Annotated in this window: 17 protein-coding genes; 13 read left to right on the top strand and 4 right to left on the bottom strand. The window is 62.5% G+C overall.

All coding sequences use genetic code 11. From position 1 onward, the window contains the following. Window positions 1-38: 38 nt before the first annotated feature. The 3 genes from LU688_RS22255 to LU688_RS22245 form a co-directional block, all read right to left on the bottom strand. The gene (locus LU688_RS22255; RefSeq protein ID WP_046854366.1) at window positions 39-1,343 is read right to left on the bottom strand and encodes an MFS transporter; all 1,305 of its coding nucleotides are present in this window, start codon (window positions 1,341-1,343) and stop codon (window positions 39-41) included. 241 nt (window positions 1,344-1,584) lie between these two features. Beyond that, window positions 1,585-2,772, bottom strand: coding sequence for a transporter associated domain-containing protein (locus LU688_RS22250; protein WP_038706706.1), 1,188 nt, complete (start codon window positions 2,770-2,772; stop codon window positions 1,585-1,587). A 9-nt stretch (window positions 2,773-2,781) separates the two neighbouring features. Continuing rightward, complete coding sequence (locus LU688_RS22245) at window positions 2,782-3,591, bottom strand: cytochrome C assembly family protein (protein WP_038706705.1); 810 nt, start codon at window positions 3,589-3,591, stop codon at window positions 2,782-2,784. Window positions 3,592-3,859: 268 nt separating this feature from the next. Here LU688_RS22245 and ffh point away from each other — a divergent pair, with 268 nt between their 5' ends. The 6 genes from ffh to LU688_RS22215 all read left to right on the top strand — a co-directional run bounded on the left by ffh (window position 3,860) and on the right by LU688_RS22215 (window position 7,919). Further along, the gene (ffh, locus tag LU688_RS22240; protein WP_023629809.1) at window positions 3,860-5,236 is read left to right on the top strand and encodes a signal recognition particle protein; all 1,377 of its coding nucleotides are present in this window, start codon (window positions 3,860-3,862) and stop codon (window positions 5,234-5,236) included. A gap of 232 nt (window positions 5,237-5,468) precedes the next feature. Next, window positions 5,469-5,720 (top strand): 30S ribosomal protein S16, encoded by a 252-nt coding sequence (gene rpsP, locus LU688_RS22235; protein ID WP_011535318.1) that lies wholly within the window; start codon window positions 5,469-5,471, stop codon window positions 5,718-5,720. Window positions 5,721-5,725: 5 nt separating this feature from the next. After that, window positions 5,726-6,262 (top strand): ribosome maturation factor RimM, encoded by a 537-nt coding sequence (gene rimM, locus LU688_RS22230; protein ID WP_023629810.1) that lies wholly within the window; start codon window positions 5,726-5,728, stop codon window positions 6,260-6,262. Between the two features lie 3 nt (window positions 6,263-6,265). Beyond that, window positions 6,266-7,018 (top strand): tRNA (guanosine(37)-N1)-methyltransferase TrmD, encoded by a 753-nt coding sequence (trmD, locus tag LU688_RS22225; RefSeq protein ID WP_023629811.1) that lies wholly within the window; start codon window positions 6,266-6,268, stop codon window positions 7,016-7,018. A gap of 43 nt (window positions 7,019-7,061) precedes the next feature. Next, the gene (gene rplS / locus LU688_RS22220) at window positions 7,062-7,412 is read left to right on the top strand and encodes a 50S ribosomal protein L19 (RefSeq protein ID WP_023629812.1); all 351 of its coding nucleotides are present in this window, start codon (window positions 7,062-7,064) and stop codon (window positions 7,410-7,412) included. Between the two features lie 99 nt (window positions 7,413-7,511). Further along, window positions 7,512-7,919, top strand: coding sequence for an acyl-CoA thioesterase (locus tag LU688_RS22215; RefSeq protein ID WP_023629813.1), 408 nt, complete (start codon window positions 7,512-7,514; stop codon window positions 7,917-7,919). A gap of 115 nt (window positions 7,920-8,034) precedes the next feature. On the opposite strand, the gene LU688_RS22210 is transcribed toward LU688_RS22215, so the two are convergent. Further along, on the bottom strand, window positions 8,035-9,855 hold the full coding sequence (locus LU688_RS22210; protein ID WP_094011652.1) for a cation:proton antiporter: 1,821 nt from the start codon (window positions 9,853-9,855) through the stop codon (window positions 8,035-8,037). Between the two features lie 68 nt (window positions 9,856-9,923). Here LU688_RS22210 and xerD point away from each other — a divergent pair, with 68 nt between their 5' ends. The 7 genes from xerD (at window position 9,924) to thrC (ending at window position 19,840) form a co-directional block, all read left to right on the top strand. Then, window positions 9,924-10,820, top strand: a complete 897-nt coding sequence (gene xerD / locus LU688_RS22205) for a site-specific tyrosine recombinase XerD (RefSeq protein ID WP_038706703.1) — start codon at window positions 9,924-9,926, stop codon at window positions 10,818-10,820. Between the two features lie 105 nt (window positions 10,821-10,925). After that, window positions 10,926-15,245 carry an RHS repeat-associated core domain-containing protein gene (locus LU688_RS22200; protein ID WP_094011651.1) on the top strand — a complete coding sequence of 1,440 codons (4,320 nt, stop codon included), beginning with the start codon at window positions 10,926-10,928 and terminating at the stop codon, window positions 15,243-15,245. Window positions 15,246-15,255: 10 nt separating this feature from the next. Then, window positions 15,256-15,534, top strand: coding sequence for a hypothetical protein (locus LU688_RS22195; protein WP_023630107.1), 279 nt, complete (start codon window positions 15,256-15,258; stop codon window positions 15,532-15,534). Window positions 15,535-15,616: 82 nt separating this feature from the next. Further along, window positions 15,617-16,075 carry a hypothetical protein gene (locus LU688_RS22190; RefSeq protein ID WP_094011650.1) on the top strand — a complete coding sequence of 153 codons (459 nt, stop codon included), beginning with the start codon at window positions 15,617-15,619 and terminating at the stop codon, window positions 16,073-16,075. 164 nt (window positions 16,076-16,239) lie between these two features. Beyond that, window positions 16,240-16,989 (top strand): DsbC family protein, encoded by a 750-nt coding sequence (locus LU688_RS22185; protein ID WP_023630109.1) that lies wholly within the window; start codon window positions 16,240-16,242, stop codon window positions 16,987-16,989. An 82-nt stretch (window positions 16,990-17,071) separates the two neighbouring features. Continuing rightward, window positions 17,072-18,376 carry a homoserine dehydrogenase gene (locus LU688_RS22180; protein ID WP_023630110.1) on the top strand — a complete coding sequence of 435 codons (1,305 nt, stop codon included), beginning with the start codon at window positions 17,072-17,074 and terminating at the stop codon, window positions 18,374-18,376. A gap of 54 nt (window positions 18,377-18,430) precedes the next feature. Beyond that, complete coding sequence (gene thrC, locus LU688_RS22175) at window positions 18,431-19,840, top strand: threonine synthase (RefSeq protein WP_094011649.1); 1,410 nt, start codon at window positions 18,431-18,433, stop codon at window positions 19,838-19,840. Window positions 19,841-19,880 lie beyond the last annotated feature (40 nt).

Genomic DNA, 19,880 nt, shown 5'->3' with positions numbered 1-19,880 from the left:
GCCAGATCAGTCTGGCATGGGCTTGCCCCGCGATTGATTCAAAGCTCGGTATTACGCGTTTCTTTCAGGCACAGCACGGCAATCAGGCTGATCAGCGCCGCCGCCGACACATAGCCTCCCACCCAGCTCAAGCCCCCCATGCTCACCAGCTTCTGGGCAAAGAACGGTGCCGCCGAGGCGCCGACGATGCCACCCAGGTTGTAGGCCGCCGAGGCGCCGGTGTAGCGCACATGGGTCGGGAACAGCTCCGGCAGCAGCGCGCCCATCGGGGCGAAGGTCACCCCCATCAGGAACAGCTCGATGCTCAGGAACAACGCCACCCCGGTAGTCGAGCCCGAGGTCAGCAGTGGTTCCATGGCAAAGCCCGAGGCGATGGCCAGCAGCGCGCCGGCGATCAATACTGGCTTGCGCCCGTAACGGTCGCTCAACCAGGCCGACAGGGGCGTGGCCAGGGCCATGAACACCACGGCGAAGCACAGCAGGCCGAGGAAGGTTTCGCGGCTGTAGCCCAGCGTGGACACGCCATAGCTCAACGAGAACACCGTGGAGATGTAGAACAGCGCGTAGCACACCACCATCGCCGCAGCCCCCAGCAGGGTCGGCAGCCAGTATTGGGAAAACAGCTCGATCACCGGCATCCTGACCCGCTCCTGGCGGGCCACGGCCTTGGCGAACACCGGGCTTTCCTCGAGTTTCAGGCGCACATAGAGCCCGACCAGCACCAGTGCTGCGCTGAGCAGGAACGGAATGCGCCAGCCCCACTCGCGGAACTGCTCGTCGCTGAGCACCAGGGCCAGGGTGAGGAACAGGCCGTTGGCGGCGAGGAAGCCGATCGACGGGCCCAACTGCGGGAACATGCCGAACCAGGCGCGCTTGCCCTCAGGGGCATTTTCCGTGGCCAGCAGTGCCGCGCCGCCCCATTCGCCGCCCAGCCCCAGGCCCTGGCCGAAGCGCAGCACGCAGAGAATGATCGGTGCCCATACGCCGATGCTGTCATACCCGGGCAGCACGCCGATCAGGGTGGTCGAGACGCCCATCAGCAACAGCGAGGCGACCAGCGTGGACTTGCGCCCGATGCGGTCGCCGAAGTGGCCGAACAGCGCCGATCCCAGTGGCCGGGCGAGGAAGGCGATACCGAAGGTAAGGAAGGCCGCCAGCATTTGCGCGGTGCCGGAACCGGACGGGAAGAACACTGGCCCGATCACCAGCGCGGCGGCAGTGGCGTAGACATAGAAATCGTAGAACTCGATGGCGGTGCCGATGAAGCTGGCGGTGGCCACCCGGGCAGGCGAGTTGACCGGGGCAGCCGAGGCAGGTTCGGCGTAGGTGCTGCTGGTAGTCATGCGAAGGTCCCTGACAGTCATGCTCCATGGGGCACGGCCCATGTGGCGGCCACACGGGAGCCGGAGCGTATTGTTGTTGGTCGCCGCCTGACGATAGCCCAAGGGATAGGCGCTGAAGCGGTGGCTGCTCGGGGTGCTGAGCAGGGCCGCGGGGCGTGTCAGTGGGGCGGACTGGCCGTCGGACGCCGGGTGCGGGTAGCGGGCGGGACGGCAGGGCTGGGTAAGCGTGACCCGAGTATAACTATCGAGCCAGTGTCCAGACCAGTACCTTGCTTGCGCAATTATCCTCCGTTTCGAGGATTTCCAGCCGATATCTGCCAATTTTTAGGCATACGGCGCTTTCTGGAATGCTTTCAAGTGCTTCGGTGACCAGGCCGTTGAGGGTTTTCGGCCCGCCATCGCAGGGCAGGTGCCAGCCCAGGGTGCGGTTGATCTCGCGCAGCGAAGCCGTCCCTTCGATGACGAAGCGGCCATCGGGCTGGGGGTGGACATGGGGGTTGTCCAGGCTCTGCTCGTCCTCGAACTCGCCGACGATCTCTTCGAGAATGTCTTCCAGGGTAACGATACCCAGGACTTCGCCATACTCATCCACTACCACGCCCATGCGTCGCTGCTGCTTGTGAAAGTTCAGCAGCTGCATCTGCAGCGGTGTGCTTTCGGGCACGAAGTAGGGCTCGTAGCAGGCCGCCTGGAGCTTCTCCGGGGTGAGCTCTGCCCGTGGCAGCAGGTGGCTGATCAACTTGGTGTTAAGGACGGCCTCGACCTGGTTGATGTCGTCGTGATAGACCGGCAGGCGCGTGTGACGGCTGATGATCAGTTGCTCGATGATCTGCTCGATGGGATCGTCGAGGTTGATGCCGTCTACTTCGTTGCGTGGTACCAGGATGTCGTTGACGGTGATCTTGTCCAGCGCCTGCAGACCCTCCAGCAGGCCGTGCTGGCTGGTCTCGGTAGGTTCGTCTTCGTCGAATGTGGCGCCCTGCTGCGGGTGCAGTGCCACCGCGGTGGGTTGCAAGCGGAAAGGGCGCAGGATCACTTTGGCGCAGCCGTCTAGCAAGCAGCCCAGCGGCTGCAGCAGCGCCAGCGGCAATTTCAGCAGGTTGCCGCCCAGGTCCAGGAAGGCTTGCGGGTTACGGCGTGCCAGGCGGCGCGGCAGGTAGTCGGCGAGTACCAGCAGGGTGACGCTGGCGCCAAGGCCGGCCAGCCAGAAACCGTGTTCGCCGCTGTAGCGCTGACCAATAAGGCAGGCCAGGCCCAGTACCAGCAACTTGCCGAGGCTGGCGCCCAATACCAGGCCTTGGGCCGGCAGGGTCGGGGCACCGTGGCCATTAAGCTGCTGGCGGGCGCAATCTACCGCGGTGAACAACGCCGACCACAGCAGGGCCAGTGCGATGATGCCGAGCAGCGGGGCGTACGGCAGAGTGTCCATGGGCGGCCGTCAGATGTGCAGGATGAATTCGCGGACCAGCTTGCTGCCGAAGTAGGCCAGCATCAGCAGGCAGAAACCGGCCAGGGTCCAGCGGATCGCCTTGTGACCGCGCCAGCCCAGGCGAGTGCGACCCCACAGCAGCACACTGAAGACGATCCAGGCAACGCAGGCCAGCAGCGTCTTGTGCACCAGGTGCTGGGCGAACAGGTTGTCGAGGAACAGCCAGCCGGAGATAAGCGACAGCGACAGCAGCCCCCAGCCCGCCCAGAGGAAGCCGAACAGCAGGCTTTCCATGGTTTGCAGCGGCGGGAAGTTGCGGATCAGCCCGGACGGGTGCTTGTGCTTGAGCTGGTGGTCCTGCAGCAACAGCAGCAGGGCCTGGAACACGGCGATGGTGAACAGGCCGTAGGCCAGTATCGACAGCAGGATATGGGCTAGGATGCCTGGCTCTTCGTTGATCAGCGGCACCGTACCGGGTGGGGCGAACTGGGCCAGCAGCGCGGTCACCGCGCCGAGCGGGAACAGCAGCACCAGCAGGTTTTCCACGGGGATGCTCAAGCAGGCGAGCAGGGTCAGGCCGATCACCGCCACGGCGATCAGGCTGGCGGCGCTGAAGAAGTCGAGGCTCAGGCCCAGGGGCGTGATCAGCTGGAAGAACAGGGCACCGCCCTGGGCGATGACCGCCAGGGTGCCGAGCAGGGCAAGCAGCCGTTTGTCGGCACGGGCGCCACGGGCCAGGCCAGTGGCCTGGAAGATGGTCGCGGCCAGATAAAGGAAGGCGGCGAGCAGGTTGGGGATGAGGCTGGGTGAAGAGAACATAAGTCCTGGCGTGCAAGCCCTAAAGGGACGGAGTTTGGCATAGAACGCGGTGGGCAAGGAAGACTGCGCATCAATCGCGGGGCAAGCCCGCTCCCGCGATGTGCGTGAGGCAGCCAGGCCTGAGCTGCGTGATTGGCCGGTGGTCCAGCGCGAGGTGTGCGTCTATCCCAGTCTCCGCTATAATCGCCGCCTTGTTGTGCCCAGCGTGTGTGCATTTCCACCTGGGCGCCTGAAAAACCTCGGCTTCAATGGGCCTGAAAGGATCACCATGTTCGAAAACCTGACCGACCGCCTGTCACAGACGCTGCGCCATGTCACCGGCAAGGCCAAGCTGACCGAAGACAACATCAAGGACACGCTGCGCGAAGTGCGCATGGCCCTGCTCGAGGCCGACGTCGCCCTGCCGGTGGTCAAGGATTTCGTCAACAGCATCAAGGAGCGTGCGGTCGGCACCGAAGTGTCGCGCAGCCTGACCCCAGGCCAGGCGTTCGTGAAGATCGTCCAGGCCGAGCTGGAAAGCCTGATGGGCGCGGCCAACGAAGAGCTGACCCTCAACGCCGCCCCGCCGGCCGTGGTGCTGATGGCCGGTCTGCAAGGTGCTGGTAAGACCACCACCGCCGGCAAGCTGGCGCGCCACCTGAAGGAACGCAAGAAGAAGAGCGTGATGGTGGTGTCGGCCGACGTCTACCGTCCGGCGGCGATCAAGCAGCTCGAGACCCTGGCCAATGATATCGGCGTGACCTTCTTCCCGTCCGACATCAGCCAGAAGCCGGTGGCCATCGCCGAAGCGGCGATCCGCGAAGCCAAGCTCAAGTTCATCGACGTGGTGATCGTCGATACCGCAGGTCGTCTGCACGTCGACGCCGACATGATGGACGAGATCAAGGCCCTGCACGCCGCGGTCAAGCCGATCGAAACCCTGTTCGTGGTCGACGCCATGACCGGCCAGGACGCCGCCAACACGGCCAAGGCCTTTGGCGATGCGCTGCCGCTGACCGGCGTGGTGCTGACCAAGGTCGACGGTGACGCCCGTGGCGGTGCCGCCCTGTCGGTGCGCGCCATTACCGGCAAGCCGATCAAGTTCATCGGGATGGGCGAGAAGACCGAAGCCCTCGAGCCGTTTCACCCCGACCGGATCGCTTCGCGCATCCTTGGCATGGGTGACGTGCTCAGCCTGATCGAGCAGGCCGAGCAGAACATCGACAAGGAAAAGGCCGACAAGCTGGCCAAGAAGTTGAAGAAGGGCAAGGGCTTCGATCTCGAAGACTTCCGCGATCAACTGCAACAGATGAAGAACATGGGCGGCCTTGGTGGCCTCATGGACAAACTGCCGAGCATCGGTGGCGTCAACCTGTCGCAGATGGGCAATGCCCAGGGCGCGGCCGAGAAGCAGTTCAAGCAGATGGAAGCGATCATCAATTCCATGACCCCTGCCGAACGTCGCGACCCTGACCTGATCAGTGGTTCGCGCAAGCGCCGCATCGCCCTCGGGTCCGGCACCCAGGTGCAGGACATCGGCCGGCTGATCAAGCAGCACAAGCAGATGCAGAAGATGATGAAGAAATTCTCCGCCAAGGGCGGCATGGCCAAGATGATGCGCGGCCTCGGCGGGATGCTGCCGGGTGGCGGCATGCCCAAGATGTAAGTGAATTCGGGCGACTGTCTTTTTATGAAGACAGTCGCCCAGCCCCCGCTTCGGCGGGAACAGTGCCGCCAAACGGCGGCTTAACCGGCAGATCTGAACGGTGGGTCAAGCGCTCGCCGAAAAAGGCATTTGCAAATGTCCGTGTATTCCCCGAGAATATGCGGCCTTTTGGGCACCCGTGTGCCCATTGGGCATTCAGTTTTGCAGCACCGACTATAGGAACGATGTTCACATGGTAACCATTCGTCTGGCCCGTGGCGGCTCGAAAAAGCGCCCATTCTACCACCTGACCGTGACCAACTCGCGTAACGCCCGTGACGGCCGTTTCGTTGAGCGCGTTGGCTTCTTCAACCCGATCGCATCGGGCGCCGAAGTCAAGCTGTCGGTCAACCAAGAGCGCGTCACCTACTGGCTGAGCCAGGGCGCACAGCCGTCTGAGCGTGTTGCTCAGCTGCTGAAGGAAGCTGCCAAGGCTGCAGCCTGAGCAGTATGAACGCGACGCCAGAAAAGGCTGATGACCTCATCGTCGTTGGCAAGATTTTTTCGGTTCACGGCGTTCGCGGCGAGGTGAAGGTGTATTCCTTTACCGATCCGATTGAAAACCTGTTGGATTATCCGCGCTGGACGCTTAGGCACGAAGGCAAGGTAAAGCAGGTCGAGCTGGTCAGCGGTCGTGGCTCCCAAAAGGGCCTGGTCGTGAAATTGAAAGGTCTCGAGGATCGTGATGAAGCCCGTCTTCTGAGCGGTTACGAAATCTGCATTGCGCGGAGCCTTTTGCCCAACCTGGCAGCCGACGAGTACTACTGGTACCAGTTGGAAGGCCTGAAGGTCATCAATCAGGACGAACAGCTGTTCGGCACGATCGATCACCTGTTGGAGACCGGTGCGAACGATGTAATGGTGGTCAAGCCTTGCACAGGCAGCCTGGATGATCGCGAGCGTCTGTTGCCCTATACGGAGCAATGCGTGCTGGCAATCGACCTGCAGGCCGGTGTGATGCGAGTCGAATGGGACGCGGATTTCTAGACGATGGGTAGCCTTCGCGTAGAAGTCATCACGTTGTTCCCCGAGATGTTCTCGGCCATCACGGAGTACGGCATTACCAGCCGAGCGGTGAAACAGGGGTTGCTGCAAGTGACCTGCTGGAACCCGCGGGACTACACCACAGATCGCCACCACACCGTGGATGATCGGCCGTTTGGCGGTGGTCCGGGCATGGTGATGAAGATCAAGCCTCTGGAAGACGCCCTGGTTAGCGCCAGGCAGGCGACCGGAGCTGCGGCAAAGGTGATCTACCTTTCGCCACAAGGCCGCAAGCTGACCCAGCAGGCGGTCAAAGGCTTGGCCGAGCAGGAATCGTTGATCCTGATCGCCGGCCGTTATGAAGGCATCGACGAGCGCTTTATCGAGGCTCATGTCGATGAGGAGTGGTCGATTGGCGACTATGTACTTTCCGGTGGCGAGCTGCCGGCCATGGTACTGATCGATGCGGTTACGCGGCTGCTGCCCGGAGCTTTAGGGCATGTGGACTCGGCGGAGGAAGATTCTTTCACCGACGGTCTGCTGGATTGCCCGCACTACACCCGACCCGAGGTGTATGCGGATCAGCGTGTACCCGACGTGTTGCTTAGTGGCAACCATGCACATATCCGGCGATGGCGGATGAAGCAGTCCCTTGGTAGGACCTTCGAACGACGCGCCGATCTTCTGGAAAGTCGCTCGCTTTCTGGAGAAGAGAAGAAGCTGCTCGAGGAATACCTCCGCGAGCGGGACGATAGTTAAACGTATCGATGGTGGATCGCGTTATCCATCTTAGGAGCACAGCATGACCAACAAGATCATCCAGCAGCTCGAAGCCGAGCAGATGAGCAAAGAGATCCCGACCTTCGCACCAGGCGACACCATTGTCGTCCAGGTCAAAGTGAAGGAAGGCGACCGCTCGCGTCTGCAGGCGTTCGAAGGCGTCGTTATCGCCAAGCGTAACCGCGGTCTGAACAGCGCCTTCACCGTGCGCAAGATCTCCAGCGGCGTTGGCGTAGAGCGTACCTTCCAGACCTACAGCCCGCAGATCGACAGCCTGGCCGTGAAACGTCGTGGTGACGTGCGTAAAGCCAAGCTGTACTACCTGCGTGACCTGTCCGGTAAAGCAGCTCGCATCAAGGAAAAACTGTCCTGAGTACAGTTTGTCCGGTGGCCTAGGCCCCCGTGCGAGAAAAAGCAGCCTTCGGGCTGCTTTTTTGCGTCTTGAATCTTGCCTTTGCGATGTGACTCCGAGATGACAACCCGAGACCAGGAAATCCAGCGCCGCACCGAACTGTCGGTGACCCGCGTGACCAAGGCGGTGTTCCCCAACACCACCAACCACCACAACACCCTGTTCGGCGGCACGGCGCTGGCGTGGATGGACGAAGTTTCGTTCATTGCCGCCACCCGTTTCTGCCGGCTGCCGCTGGTGACCGTGTCCACCGACCGCATCGATTTCAAGCACCCGATTCCGGCAGGATCGATCGTCGAGCTGGTGGGGACGGTGATCAAGGTCGGCAACACCAGCCTGCAGGTGCAGGTGGATGTGTTCGTCGAGAACATGTACCTCGATGGCCGCGAGCGGGCGATACATGGCGTGTTCAGCTTCGTCGCCATCGACGAGGACAAGCGCCCGGTGCCGGTGCTGCCGTTGGCCTGATTGCCATCGCCTTGATTTGACGCGTCCCTGTAGGAGCGGCTTCAGCCGCGATCACCCGCAAAGCGGGTGCCAGGCACCGCGACGCATTCATCGCGGCTAATGCCACTCCTACAGGTCAATGTGCCACAGGCTGTTCGGTCAGTTCCGGCTCCACCAGCGCCACCAGTGTCCACCCCGGCTGTGGCTTGAGTGGGTTGTCCGGGCTGGCCACATGTACCCAGCCTTGCCCGTCGCGGGCGAACAGCAGCGTCGCCCGTGGGCCATGCAACTGCTGGTAGTCGCCCCAGCCGAAGGCCTCGGTCAGCGTGGTGCTGTACAGCTCGGCACCCTGATGCAGCAGTTTGGCCAGCTGCCCATAGGTCATCGCGCTCGACCCGAGCAATTGCCCGCGATGCTCCTCGCTGGCCCGATGCTTGTCGCTGCGCTGTTTCTCCAGGCCGCTGGCCAGCACGAAAAGCCGGGCGTGGCCGAAGTCATGACGAAAGCGCGCGCAGGCCAGGGCATTGAGTTCGCCCGCCGGCGACAGCCCCAGCAGGTGGCCAAGCCCGACCAGGTCGAGGTGGGCGTCAGCGTGCTGCGACGCGGGGTTGCCGAAGTAGGTCGGCAGGTTGTCCATGCGCGCAGCGCGGATGTTCTCCCAGCTCGAGTCGGTCAACAGTACCCGGCAGCCCAGTTGTTGCAGGGCCTTGGCGATGGCGCGCGCAGGTGGGTTGGCACCGACCAGGAGAAACCCGCTCGGTGCCGGTTCCGCCACCTTCAGCAGGCGCGCCAAGGGGCGTGCGGTGGCGCTTTGCAGGACCACGGTGCCGATGATCACGGCAAAGGTCAGTGGCACCAGTAGCAGTGCGCCCTCATGCCCGGCCTGGTCCAGGCGAATGGCGAAGATAGCCGAAACCGCCGCGGCGACGATGCCCCGCGGCGCGATCCAGGCCAGCAGCGCGCGTTCCCGCCAGTTCAGCGGCGATCCCAGGGTCGACAGCAACACGTTCAGCGGCCTGGCCAGCAACTGGATCACCAGCAGCAGTGCCAGCACCGCTGGGCCCAAGGCGAGCAGGGCCTGCAGGTCGAGGCGCGCCGCCAGCAGGATGAACAGGCCGGAGATCAGCAGCACGCTGAGATTCTCCTTGAAGTGCAGGATCTGCCGCACATCCACGCCGGGCATGTTGGCCAGCCACATGCCCATGACCGTCACCGCCAGCAGGCCCGACTCGTGGACGATCTGGTTGGCGGCGATGAAGATGCCCAGCACCGCGGCCAACGACGCCAGGTTGTGCAGATACTCCGGCAGCCATTGCTCACGCATGATCTGCCCGAGCAGCCAGCCTCCGGCGACGCCAAGCGCGCTGCCGCAGAAAATCACCCCGGCGAAGGTCGCCAGGCTGTGGCTCAGGCCTTCGCCAGCGGCGCTGGCGATGATGAAGCTGTAGACCACCACCGCCAGCAGCGCGCCGATCGGGTCGATGACGATGCCTTCCCAGCGCAGGATATTGGCGATCGTCGCCTTCGGCCGCACCACCCGCAGCATGGGGACGATCACCGTGGGGCCGGTAACCAGGGTCAAGGTGCCGAACAGGATCGCCAGGGGCCAGTCGAAACCCAGCAGCCAGTGGGTGGCCAGGGCGATCACCAGCCAGGTGCTCAGCGCGCCGACGGTAACCAGGCGATGCACCACGCTGCCGATCTCGCGCCATTGCGACAGGTGCAGGGTGAGGCTGCCTTCGAACAGGATCAGCGCCACCGCCAGCGATACCAGTGGCATCAGCAACGGGCCGAACAATGCCTGTGGTTGCAGCCAGCCCAGCACCGGCCCGGCGAGGATGCCGCACAGCAGCAGGAACAGGATCGCCGGCAGTTTCAGGCGCCAGGCCAGCCATTGGCAGAGCAGGGCGGCCGCGCCGATGCCACCGACGCTCAAAAGAATCTGCTGTTCGTTCATGCGGGCTCCCTCTGCATGCCATGTTGTGAAAGACTAAGCGTCATTTCGTCGTTTGCCACCGAGTTTTCATGCCTGCACTGGACCACCCGCTGATCGACCAGTTCCTCGATGCCTTGTGGCTGGAAAAGGGGCTTTCCGACAACACCCGCGCTTCCTACCGCAGTGACCTGGCCTTGTTCAACGGCTGGTTGCAGGAAAAGCACGTGCTGTTGCCCGATGCCGGGCGCGAACTGATCCTCGATCACCTGGCCTGGCGCTTCGACCAAGGCTACAAGCCTCGTTCCACCGCGCGCTTCCTGTCCGGGTTACGTGGCTTTTTCCGTTACTTGTTGCGTGAGCGTTTGATCGCCGTCGATCCGACCTTGCAGGTGGACATGCCGCAACTGGGCCGGCCACTGCCCAAGTCGCTGTCGGAGGCCGATGTCGAAGCCTTGCTGCAGGCGCCGGATCGCGGTGAGGCGATTGGCCAGCGCGACCGCGCCATGCTCGAAGTGCTGTATGCCTGCGGTTTGCGGGTGACCGAGCTGGTCAGCCTGACCCTGGACCAGGTCAACCTGCGCCAGGGCGTGCTGCGGGTGATGGGCAAGGGCAGCAAGGAGCGCCTGGTGCCGATGGGCGAGGAGGCGGTGGTGTGGATCGAGCGCTACCTGCGCGATGGTCGCGCCGAGCTGCTGGGGGGGCGCCCCAGCGACGTGCTGTTCCCCAGCCAGCGCGGCGAGCAGATGACCCGCCAGACCTTCTGGCACCGCATCAAGCATTACGCGCGGGTGGCCGGCATCGACAAGCCGCTGTCCCCGCACACGCTGCGCCACGCCTTTGCCACGCACTTGCTCAACCACGGTGCCGACCTGCGCGTGGTGCAGATGCTGCTGGGCCACAGCGACCTGTCCACCACGCAGATCTACACCCATGTGGCCAAGGCCCGGCTGCAGGAACTACACGCTTTGCATCACCCTCGGGGTTGACGCTCGGGCGATCATCCAGCAGATTTCGACACCTCAAACGCTCGATATGGAAATCAAGCATGACCAGGTTCAAGTGCCCTGCAGCCATGCCGTTGCCGGTCAGTAATGTCTGACGCCCTGTGGGCCGCCCGCGAGGGCGATGCGCTGATGCACACCTCGATGATGGCCGACATCGTCAGTGGCGTGCTGGAAGTGGCCGCCAACGTCGCCATCGGCATGCTGGCCACCGCGGCGGTAACCGCGGCGCTGGGCCTGACCGTGGTCACCGGCGGCCTCGGCTGCTTCGTGCTCGGCGCGGTGGTGGGCATCGTGGTCGGCGTGGTCATGAGCAAGACCGGGGCCGACAAGGGCTTGAGCAGTTTATGCGAGGGCATCGGCAACTTCCTGTTCCCGCCCTCGGTGCAAGCCAACATCCTCACCGGCTCGAAGAATACCCACACCAATGGCAAACCGGCCGCACGCGCTGCCGGCGTCATCGTTGCCGCCGCTGCGCCCGCCGGCAGCGACGCGGCTCAGTCGCCGGCCGAGGAGGAGGAAGAAAGCTTCCTCGACATGGCCAAGGGATTTTTCTCGCAGATGTGGCGGCCTACGGTCGCCAGCCCGGCGCCGAACACCGAGCCTGCCGACGACGACAAGATCCTCTGCAGCAAGCATCCGCCGATGCCGCCGCAGTACCTGGCCGAAGGCTCGAGCAAGGTCACCATCAACGGTCACCCGGCCTGTCGCAGCGGCGATCGCAGCACCTGCGAGGCGGTGATCGTCGACGCCGGGCTGGTCTCCGATAATGTGCGTATCGGCGGCGACTCGATCGTGGTCCGGGAGATTCGCAGCGGCAAGACCCCAGGCATCGGCCTGGCGATTACCGCCTTGATGATGCTGCGCGGGCGCGGCGGCAAGTTCTACAGCAAGTTCGGCTGCATGTTGATTGGCGGCATCGGCAGCGCCGTCACCAGCCAGGTTACCGGCGCGATCACCAGCGCCATCGCCGGCTCACCCAACCCGGTCCACAGCTCCACTGGCGCCAAACTGTTGAGCGGCGAAGCCGAGCTTGATTTCAGCCTTCCGGGCTTGATCCCGTTGGACTGGCAGCGCTACTACAACAGCCGGGATGAACGCCGCGACGGCCTGTTCGGTGCTGGCTGGAGCGTCGATTACGAAGTCTCCGTCGCTATCGAAGCGCATCCTGAAGGCGGCGAGCACCTGCTGTTCACCGATGAGCAGGCACGGGTCGTCGACATGGGCCATATCCCTCGTGGTGATGCCGTGTTCAGCGCCGGCGAAGGCCTCAGCGTGCGTCGCGCGCACAATGGCGAACTGCTGATCGAAAGCGTCGACGGTCTCTATCGTCTGTTCCAGCCCACCCCGAACAATCCGCAGCGCCTGCGCCTGGCGCAACTGGGTGACCGCAACGACAACCGCATCTACCTGGACTACGACAGCAACGGCCGCTTGCTCAGGCTGCGCGATACCTTTGATGTGGTCCAGGTGCAGTTGGTTTACAGCAGCCAATGGCCAGCCCGGGTCAGCCATATCGAGCGATGGTACAGCGACGAGTCGAACGAGCTGCTGGTCAGCTATGCCTATGACAGCAACGGCGACTTGGCCGAAGTCCGCGACGCCAGCGGCCAGGTGCAGCGGCGCTTTGCCTATGACCAGGGCCGGCGCATGGTCGAACACCAGCTGCCCAGCGGCCTGCGTTGCTTCTATGAATGGACTCGTGCCGTAGACGACTGGCGCGTGGCCCGGCACTGGACCGACGACGGTGACGAGTACCGTTTCGACTACGACATCGAAGCTGGCATCACCCGGGTCACCGACGGTTTGCAGCGGGTCAGCACACGCTACTGGAACCCGCAGTACCAGATCACCCAGTACACCGACGCCCTCGGCCACACCTGGCGTTTCGAGTGGAACGACGAACGCCAGTTGCTGGGCGCCACCGACCCGCAGGGTGGGCAATGGCAATATCTGTACGATGAGTCCGGCAACCTCTGCGAAAGCATCGATCCACTGGGCCGCAGCGAGGCGACCCAGTGGCTGGAGCACTGGTCACTGCCCCGGGTACAGACCGACAAGGCCGGTAAGCGCTGGCGCTATCGCTACGACCAGCGCGGCAACTGCAGCAGCGAAACCGATCCGCTGGGCCGCACCACCCGCTACCGCCATGACGAACGCGGCCAGGTGGTGGAGATCATCGATGCGGCGGGCAAGCACAAGCACCTGCGCTGGAACGAATTGGGCCTGCTGATCGAGCAGGTCGATTGTTCGGGGTACCCGACCCGCTTCAGCTATGACCGGCGCGGGCATCTGCAGGCGGTCACCGATGCCCTCGGCGAACGTACCGAGTACCAGTACGATGCCCAGGGCCGATTGCTCGGCTCGCAATTGCCCGATGGGCGCAGTGAGCACTATCAGCTTGATCGCAACGGCCAGCTCAACAGCTATACCGACCCTGCCGGGCACTCCACCCAATACCGCTATAACCGGCGTGGCCAGGTGCAGCAGCGTATCGATCCGCATGGTCGGCGGGTGCAGTTCAGTTACGACGCCTACGGGCGGCTGCTGGCGCTGACCAATGAAAATAGCGAAAGCTACAGGTTCAGCTGGGACCTGGCTGATCGCCTGACTGAACAGCAGGATCTTGACGGCAGCGCCAGCCGCTATCACTACGACCGGCTGGATAACCTCAGTTGCGTTGAGTACCTCCCCGCCCCCCAAGGCGATGCTGAAGCGATCATTCATCAATTGCACCGGGATGCCGTCGGGCGCTTGATCAAAAAGCGCACCGACGATGGTGAAACCCGGTACAGCTACGATCCCCTTGATCAACTGACGGCAATCAGCTTCACCGACAAGGCAGGCAACAGCGAGCAACTGGCCTTCACTTACGATGCCCTTGGCCAATTGCTGGAAGAGCACAGCGCCAGTGGTGTGCTGCAACATCACTACGACGAACTCGGCAACCTGATCCAGACCCAGCTGCCCGACGGCCGCTGGCTCAACCGCCTGTACTACGGCAGCGGCCATCTGCACCAGCTCAACCTCGACGGCAAGGTGATCAGCGATTTCGAACGCGACCGCCTGCACCGTGAAGTGCTGCGCACCCAGGGCCGGGTCAGCACCCGCAGCGAGTACGACCGCAGCGGTCGTTTGCGCTCACGCCTGCGCCGCCCCAACCACCAGCCGCCGCAACTGCCGGCTACGGTACAGCAACGCTTCGATTTCGACTCGGCAGACAACCTGATCGGCCGTTTCAACCAGCAGCCCGGCAGCCAGCACCAGCAATTGCTGCACTACGATGCCAGCGGCCGGATCATGGCCAGCCAGGACGCTGGCCAGGGCCAGAGCGAAACCTTCGCCTACGACGCCGCCGCCAACCTGCTCGATGGGCCGCAAGCCGGCATCGGCCTGGTGCGCCATAACCGCTTGCTCACCTACCAGGACAAACGCTACCGCTACGACGGCTTCGGCCGCCTGATCGAGAAACGCAGCAGCCGGCGTGGCATTCAACATTTCAGCTACGACGCCGAGCACCGCCTGATCCAGGTGCGCAGCCAGCACGGTGGGCGCGAACGGATACTGAACATGCGCTACGACCCGCTCGGGCGGCGTGTCGAGAAAAGCGAATATGACGATCAGGGCAATCTGCTCGACCAGACCCGCTTCGCCTGGGATGGCCTGCGCTTGCTGCAGGAGCATCGCCACAGCCAGACCAGCCTGTATCTGTATGTGGAAGACAGTCACGAACCTTTGGCTCGGGTTGACGGTACAGGGCAGTACCAGCAGGTGCGCTACTACCATACCGATCTCAATGGCCTGCCCGAACAGTTGACGGCTGACAGTGGCGAAGCGCTCTGGCAGGCACGCTATCAGGTCTGGGGCAATACCCTGCAGGAAGTGCGTGAGGCGCATTTCATCGAAGAGCAGAACCTGAGGTTTCAGGGCCAGTACCTGGATCGTGAGACTGGTCTGCACTACAACACGTTTCGGTTTTATGATCCGGATATCGGACGCTTTATCCAGACAGACCCGATCAGTCTGGCCGGTGGTATAAACCTCTATCAGTACAGTGCGAATCCGTTTGATTGGATCGATCCACTGGGGCTCTCCTGTGGGCCTAGAAGGACCCGGCACGTTCCGAATCGCCACGTCCGGCGGCACAATGATGTAGGCAAAAGTAAATTCACGCCTGCGGAACATAGAAAGCTACAGGCAAAAAGCAAATACAGAAAGCCGAGTCAGTACAAGAAGCTAGAGGACAGAACCATGAAACAACCCACCAGAGTTATTCGTCAGAATGATGGTCGAATTCGTTATGAGCGTGATTATGGTAGGGTGATCGGTACACGGGGTGAGAAAGGTCATGTCACAATCTATGACCCTGTGAAGGATAAGGTAGTAACATCTTACCCCTCTCATTTTTAAGGTATTTTTTATGTTGGACTTCTCTTATTTGTCAGACAAGCGAGGCGATAAGCCTTTCCTTCAGCTAAGTGATGCTGACGTCGCACGCGTCCATGATGCCTTTGCTAGGTTACGCGAAAAAACGGGTGTTTATATTGATCCTTATGGTCGGACAAGAATCTATCCTGAACATCAAAAAATACTCATCACGCTCCTGTCGAAGGATGCGGATGGCAGCGTGCTTCTTTTTATTGATTTTTTGAAAGTTGCCAGTGAGGCAGATGAGGTTTTGCTGGCAGACGGTGATTGATAGGGTGTCGTAGGCAGGTGAGGTGTTCCAAGATTTGCCAGAAACCTCAAAGGCTGTGCACTCATATATTCAAAGGGTGGCAATGAAAAGTAGAATCATTGTTGAAACCTACGTTAAAGTTTTCGACGGTTTTGTTGACTTCTTTGAGTTTCAAGGCGAGGAACGCCGCCTGGATCAAATTGAAGGGGCTTTGGTTCTATCGATCAATGGTAAAAGTCTAATTGACCAAAGCATGTTTGATTATGTCGACGACCTGTGGAGCTATTTGTCAGAGGGACTGCTGAAGGTCAGTGAGGGGCAAGCGTTCAGCTGCTTTTTTCCGGACCAGCCAATCGAAGTCAAACTTACCCCTGCCAATGGTCGTCTGCAGGTGAGCGTCAATTGTCACAGCGAGGTGTCTGTCGCCGCCGATAAAGATGAATTTGTCAGGGTCATGAGCGAACACGCACGCAAATTTTTCACTCGGTTGCAGGAGATAGAGCCTGGCGCTAAAGGTACTTGCGACTACGCATTGGGACACCTGAACAAAATTCGTCGGTAACCGCCGCCCCTGGCGCACGCAGCCTTGCGCTCCCGATCAAGCACGCCTCGACCGCCGTCGCTTCTGTGGTAGGCTTGGGCGGTTTGCACCGAGGGCCGCAATGACACCCCGATTTCAGCACGGGCGTGCTGCATCCGGCCCCCTGTCCGCCTTCAGGAGTTCCCATGCGCGTGACCCAGATTTTCGCTGCCGCCGCCCTGGCGCTGGCCAGTACCTTTGCCTTCGCCGCGGCCACCGATACCAATGCCGGTGCCGAGCAGGCGATTCGCAAGTCGTTGCAGAACCTCCAGCTGGAGGTTCCGATCGAAAGCGTTGCCAGCAGCCCGCTCAATGGCCTGTACGAAGTCAAGCTGCAGGGCGGCCGCGTGCTGTACGCCAGCGCCGACGGCCAGTTCGTCATGCAGGGCTACCTGTTCCAGATCCAGGACGGCAAGCCGGTCAACCTCACCGAGAAGACCGAGCGCCAGGGCATCGCCAAGTTGATCAACGGTATTCCGGCCGGCGAGATGGTGGTCTACCCGGCCAAGGGCGAGACCAAGTCGCACATCACCGTGTTCACCGACACCACCTGCCCGTACTGCCACAAGCTGCATGCCGAAGTGCCGGAGCTCAACCGCCGCGGTATCGAAGTGCGTTACGTCGCCTTCCCGCGCCAGGGCCTGGGTTCGCCGGGCGACGAGCAGTTGCAGGCGGTCTGGTGCTCCAGTGATCGCCGCGCGGCGCTGGACAAGATGGTCGATGGCAAGGAAATCAAGGCAGCCAAGTGCGCCAACCCGGTCAGCAAGCAGTTCCAGCTGGGCCAGTCGATTGGTGTAAATGGCACGCCGGCGATCGTTCTACAGAATGGCCAGGTGATTCCGGGCTACCAGCCGGCGCCGCAAGTGGCCAAACTGGCCCTGGCCGAGAGCAAGTAACCAATTCAGTACGCCGTCGTCATGGGGTGACGGCATGTTTCACGGTCGGCGCAGGTGCCGGCCGTTCTATGGGGAGTTCACAGTGAAACCGGTCAAAGTAGGCATCTGTGGGTTGGGGACCGTCGGTGGCGGAACCTTCAATGTACTTCAGCGCAACGCCGAGGAGATCGCCCGCCGTGCCGGGCGCGGTATTGAAGTGGCACAGATTGCCATGCGCTCGCAGAACCCGAACTGCCAGATTACCGGTACCCCCATTACCGCTGATGTGTTCGAAGTCGCGAGCAACCCCGAGATCGATATCGTCATCGAGCTGATCGGCGGCTACACCATCGCCCGCGACCTGGTGCTCAAGGCCATTGAAAACGGCAAGCACGTGGTCACCGCCAACAAGGCGCTGATCGCCGTGCACGGCAACGAGATCTTCGCCAAGGCCCGCGAGAAGGGCGTCATCGTCGCCTTCGAAGCTGCCGTGGCCGGTGGCATCCCGGTGATCAAGGCGATCCGCGAGGGCCTGTCGGCCAACCGCATCAACTGGCTGGCCGGGATCATCAACGGCACCGGCAACTTCATCCTCACCGAAATGCGCGACAAGGGCCGTGCCTTCCCCGATGTGCTGGCCGAAGCCCAGGCGCTGGGCTACGCCGAGGCCGACCCGACCTTCGACGTCGAAGGCATCGATGCCGCGCACAAGCTGACCATCCTGGCGTCCATCGCCTTCGGTATCCCGCTGCAGTTCGACAAGGCCTACACCGAGGGCATCACCCAGCTGACCACCGCCGACGTGAACTATGCCGAGGCCCTGGGCTACCGCATCAAGCATCTGGGCGTGGCCCGTCGCACCGCCGACGGCATCGAGCTGCGTGTGCACCCGACGCTGATCCCCAATGATCGCCTGATCGCCAACGTCAATGGCGTGATGAATGCGGTGATGGTCAATGGTGACGCCGCCGGTTCCACCTTGTACTACGGCGCCGGTGCCGGCATGGAGCCGACCGCCTCGTCGGTGGTCGCCGACCTGGTCGATGTAGTTCGTGCCATGACCTCCGACCCGGAGAACCGTGTACCGCACCTGGCCTTCCAGCCGGATGCGCTGTCGGCCCACCCGATCCTGCCGATCGAAGCCTGCGAAAGCGCCTACTACCTGCGTATCCAGGCCAAGGACCACCCGGGCGTGCTGGCCCAGGTCGCCAGCATTCTCTCGGAGCGTGGCATCAACATCGAGTCGATCATGCAGAAGGAAGCCGAGGAACAGGATGGCCTGGTGCCGATGATCCTGCTGACCCACCGTGTGGTCGAGCAGCGTATCGACGACGCCATCGTCGCCCTGGAGGCACTCCAGGACGTGGTCGGCAAGGTCGTGCGCATCCGCGTCGAACAGCTCAATTAATTCCGGCGGTGGGCCGCGACGGCGGCCCGCGCCCAGCATCGAAGGTTTGCACCCATGCGCTATATCAGTACCCGCGGCCAGGCTCCGGCCCTGAACTTCGAAGACGTCCTGCTGGCTGGCCTGGCCAGCGATGGCGGCCTGTACGTACCCGAGAACCTGCCACGCTTCACCCAGGAAGAGATTGCGTCCTGGGCTGGCCTGCCGTACCACGAGCTGGCCTTCCGGGTGATGCGCCCGTTCGTCGAAGGCAGCATCGCCGATGCCGATTTCAAGAAAATCCTCGAAGAGACCTATGGCAACTTCGCCCACGCCGCGGTCGCGCCGCTGCGCCAGCTCAATGGCAACGAGTGGGTGATGGAGCTGTTCCACGGCCCGACCCTGGCCTTCAAGGACTTCGCCCTGCAGTTGCTCGGCCGTCTGCTCGACCACGTGCTGGTCAAGCGCGGCGAGCGCGTGGTGATCGTCGGTGCCACCAGCGGTGACACCGGCTCGGCCGCCATCGAAGGCTGCCGCCGTTGCGACAACGTCGACATCTTCATCCTGCACCCGCACCAGCGCGTGTCGGAAGTGCAGCGCCGGCAGATGACCACCATCCTCGGCGACAACATCCACAACATCGCCATCGAAGGCAACTTCGACGACTGCCAGGAGATGGTCAAGGCCAGCTTCGCCGACCAGTCCTTCCTCAAGGGCACTCGCCTGGTGGCGGTCAACTCGATCAACTGGGCGCGGATCATGGCCCAGATCGTCTACTACTTCCATGCCGCGCTGCAGCTCGGCGGCCCGGCGCGCTCGGTGGCGTTCTCGGTGCCGACCGGCAACTTCGGCGATATCTTCGCCGGTTACCTGGCGCGCAACATGGGCCTGCCGATCAGCCAGCTGGTGGTGGCGACCAATCGCAACGACATCCTGCACCGCTTCATGAGCGGCAACCAGTACGTCAAGGACGCCCTGCACCCGACCCTGTCGCCATCGATGGACATCATGGTCTCGTCCAACTTCGAGCGTCTGCTGTTCGACCTGCACGGCCGCAATGGTGCCGCGGTTGCCCAACTGATGAACACCTTCAAGCAAGGCGGCGGCTTCAGCGTCGAGCAGGATCGCTGGACCGAAGCGCGCAAGCTGTTCGATTCGCTGGCCGTCACCGACGAGCAGACCTGCGAGACCATCGCCGAGGTGTTCCAGAGCACCGGTGAAGTCCTCGACCCGCACACCGCGATCGGCGTCAAGGCCGCCCGCGAATGCCGCCGCAGCCTGGATACGCCGATGGTGGTGCTGGGCACCGCGCATCCGGTCAAGTTCCCCGAGGCGGTGGAGAAGGCCGGTGTCGCCAAGGCACTGGAGCTGCCGGCGCATCTTTGCGATCTGTTCACCCGTGAGGAGCGTTGCACGGTGCTGGCCAATGACTTGAAGACCGTGCAGGCCTTTGTCAGCCAGCATGGCAACCGCGGCAAACCACTCTAAGCCGACCCCAGTCACAGGGAAGCCCGTTTTGCACGGGCTT

The sequence above is a fragment of the Pseudomonas soli genome (assembly GCF_021283165.2).
Classification (GTDB): Bacteria; Pseudomonadota; Gammaproteobacteria; order Pseudomonadales; family Pseudomonadaceae; genus Aquipseudomonas; species Aquipseudomonas soli.
This window is presented reverse-complemented; position numbering and strand designations above follow the sequence as displayed.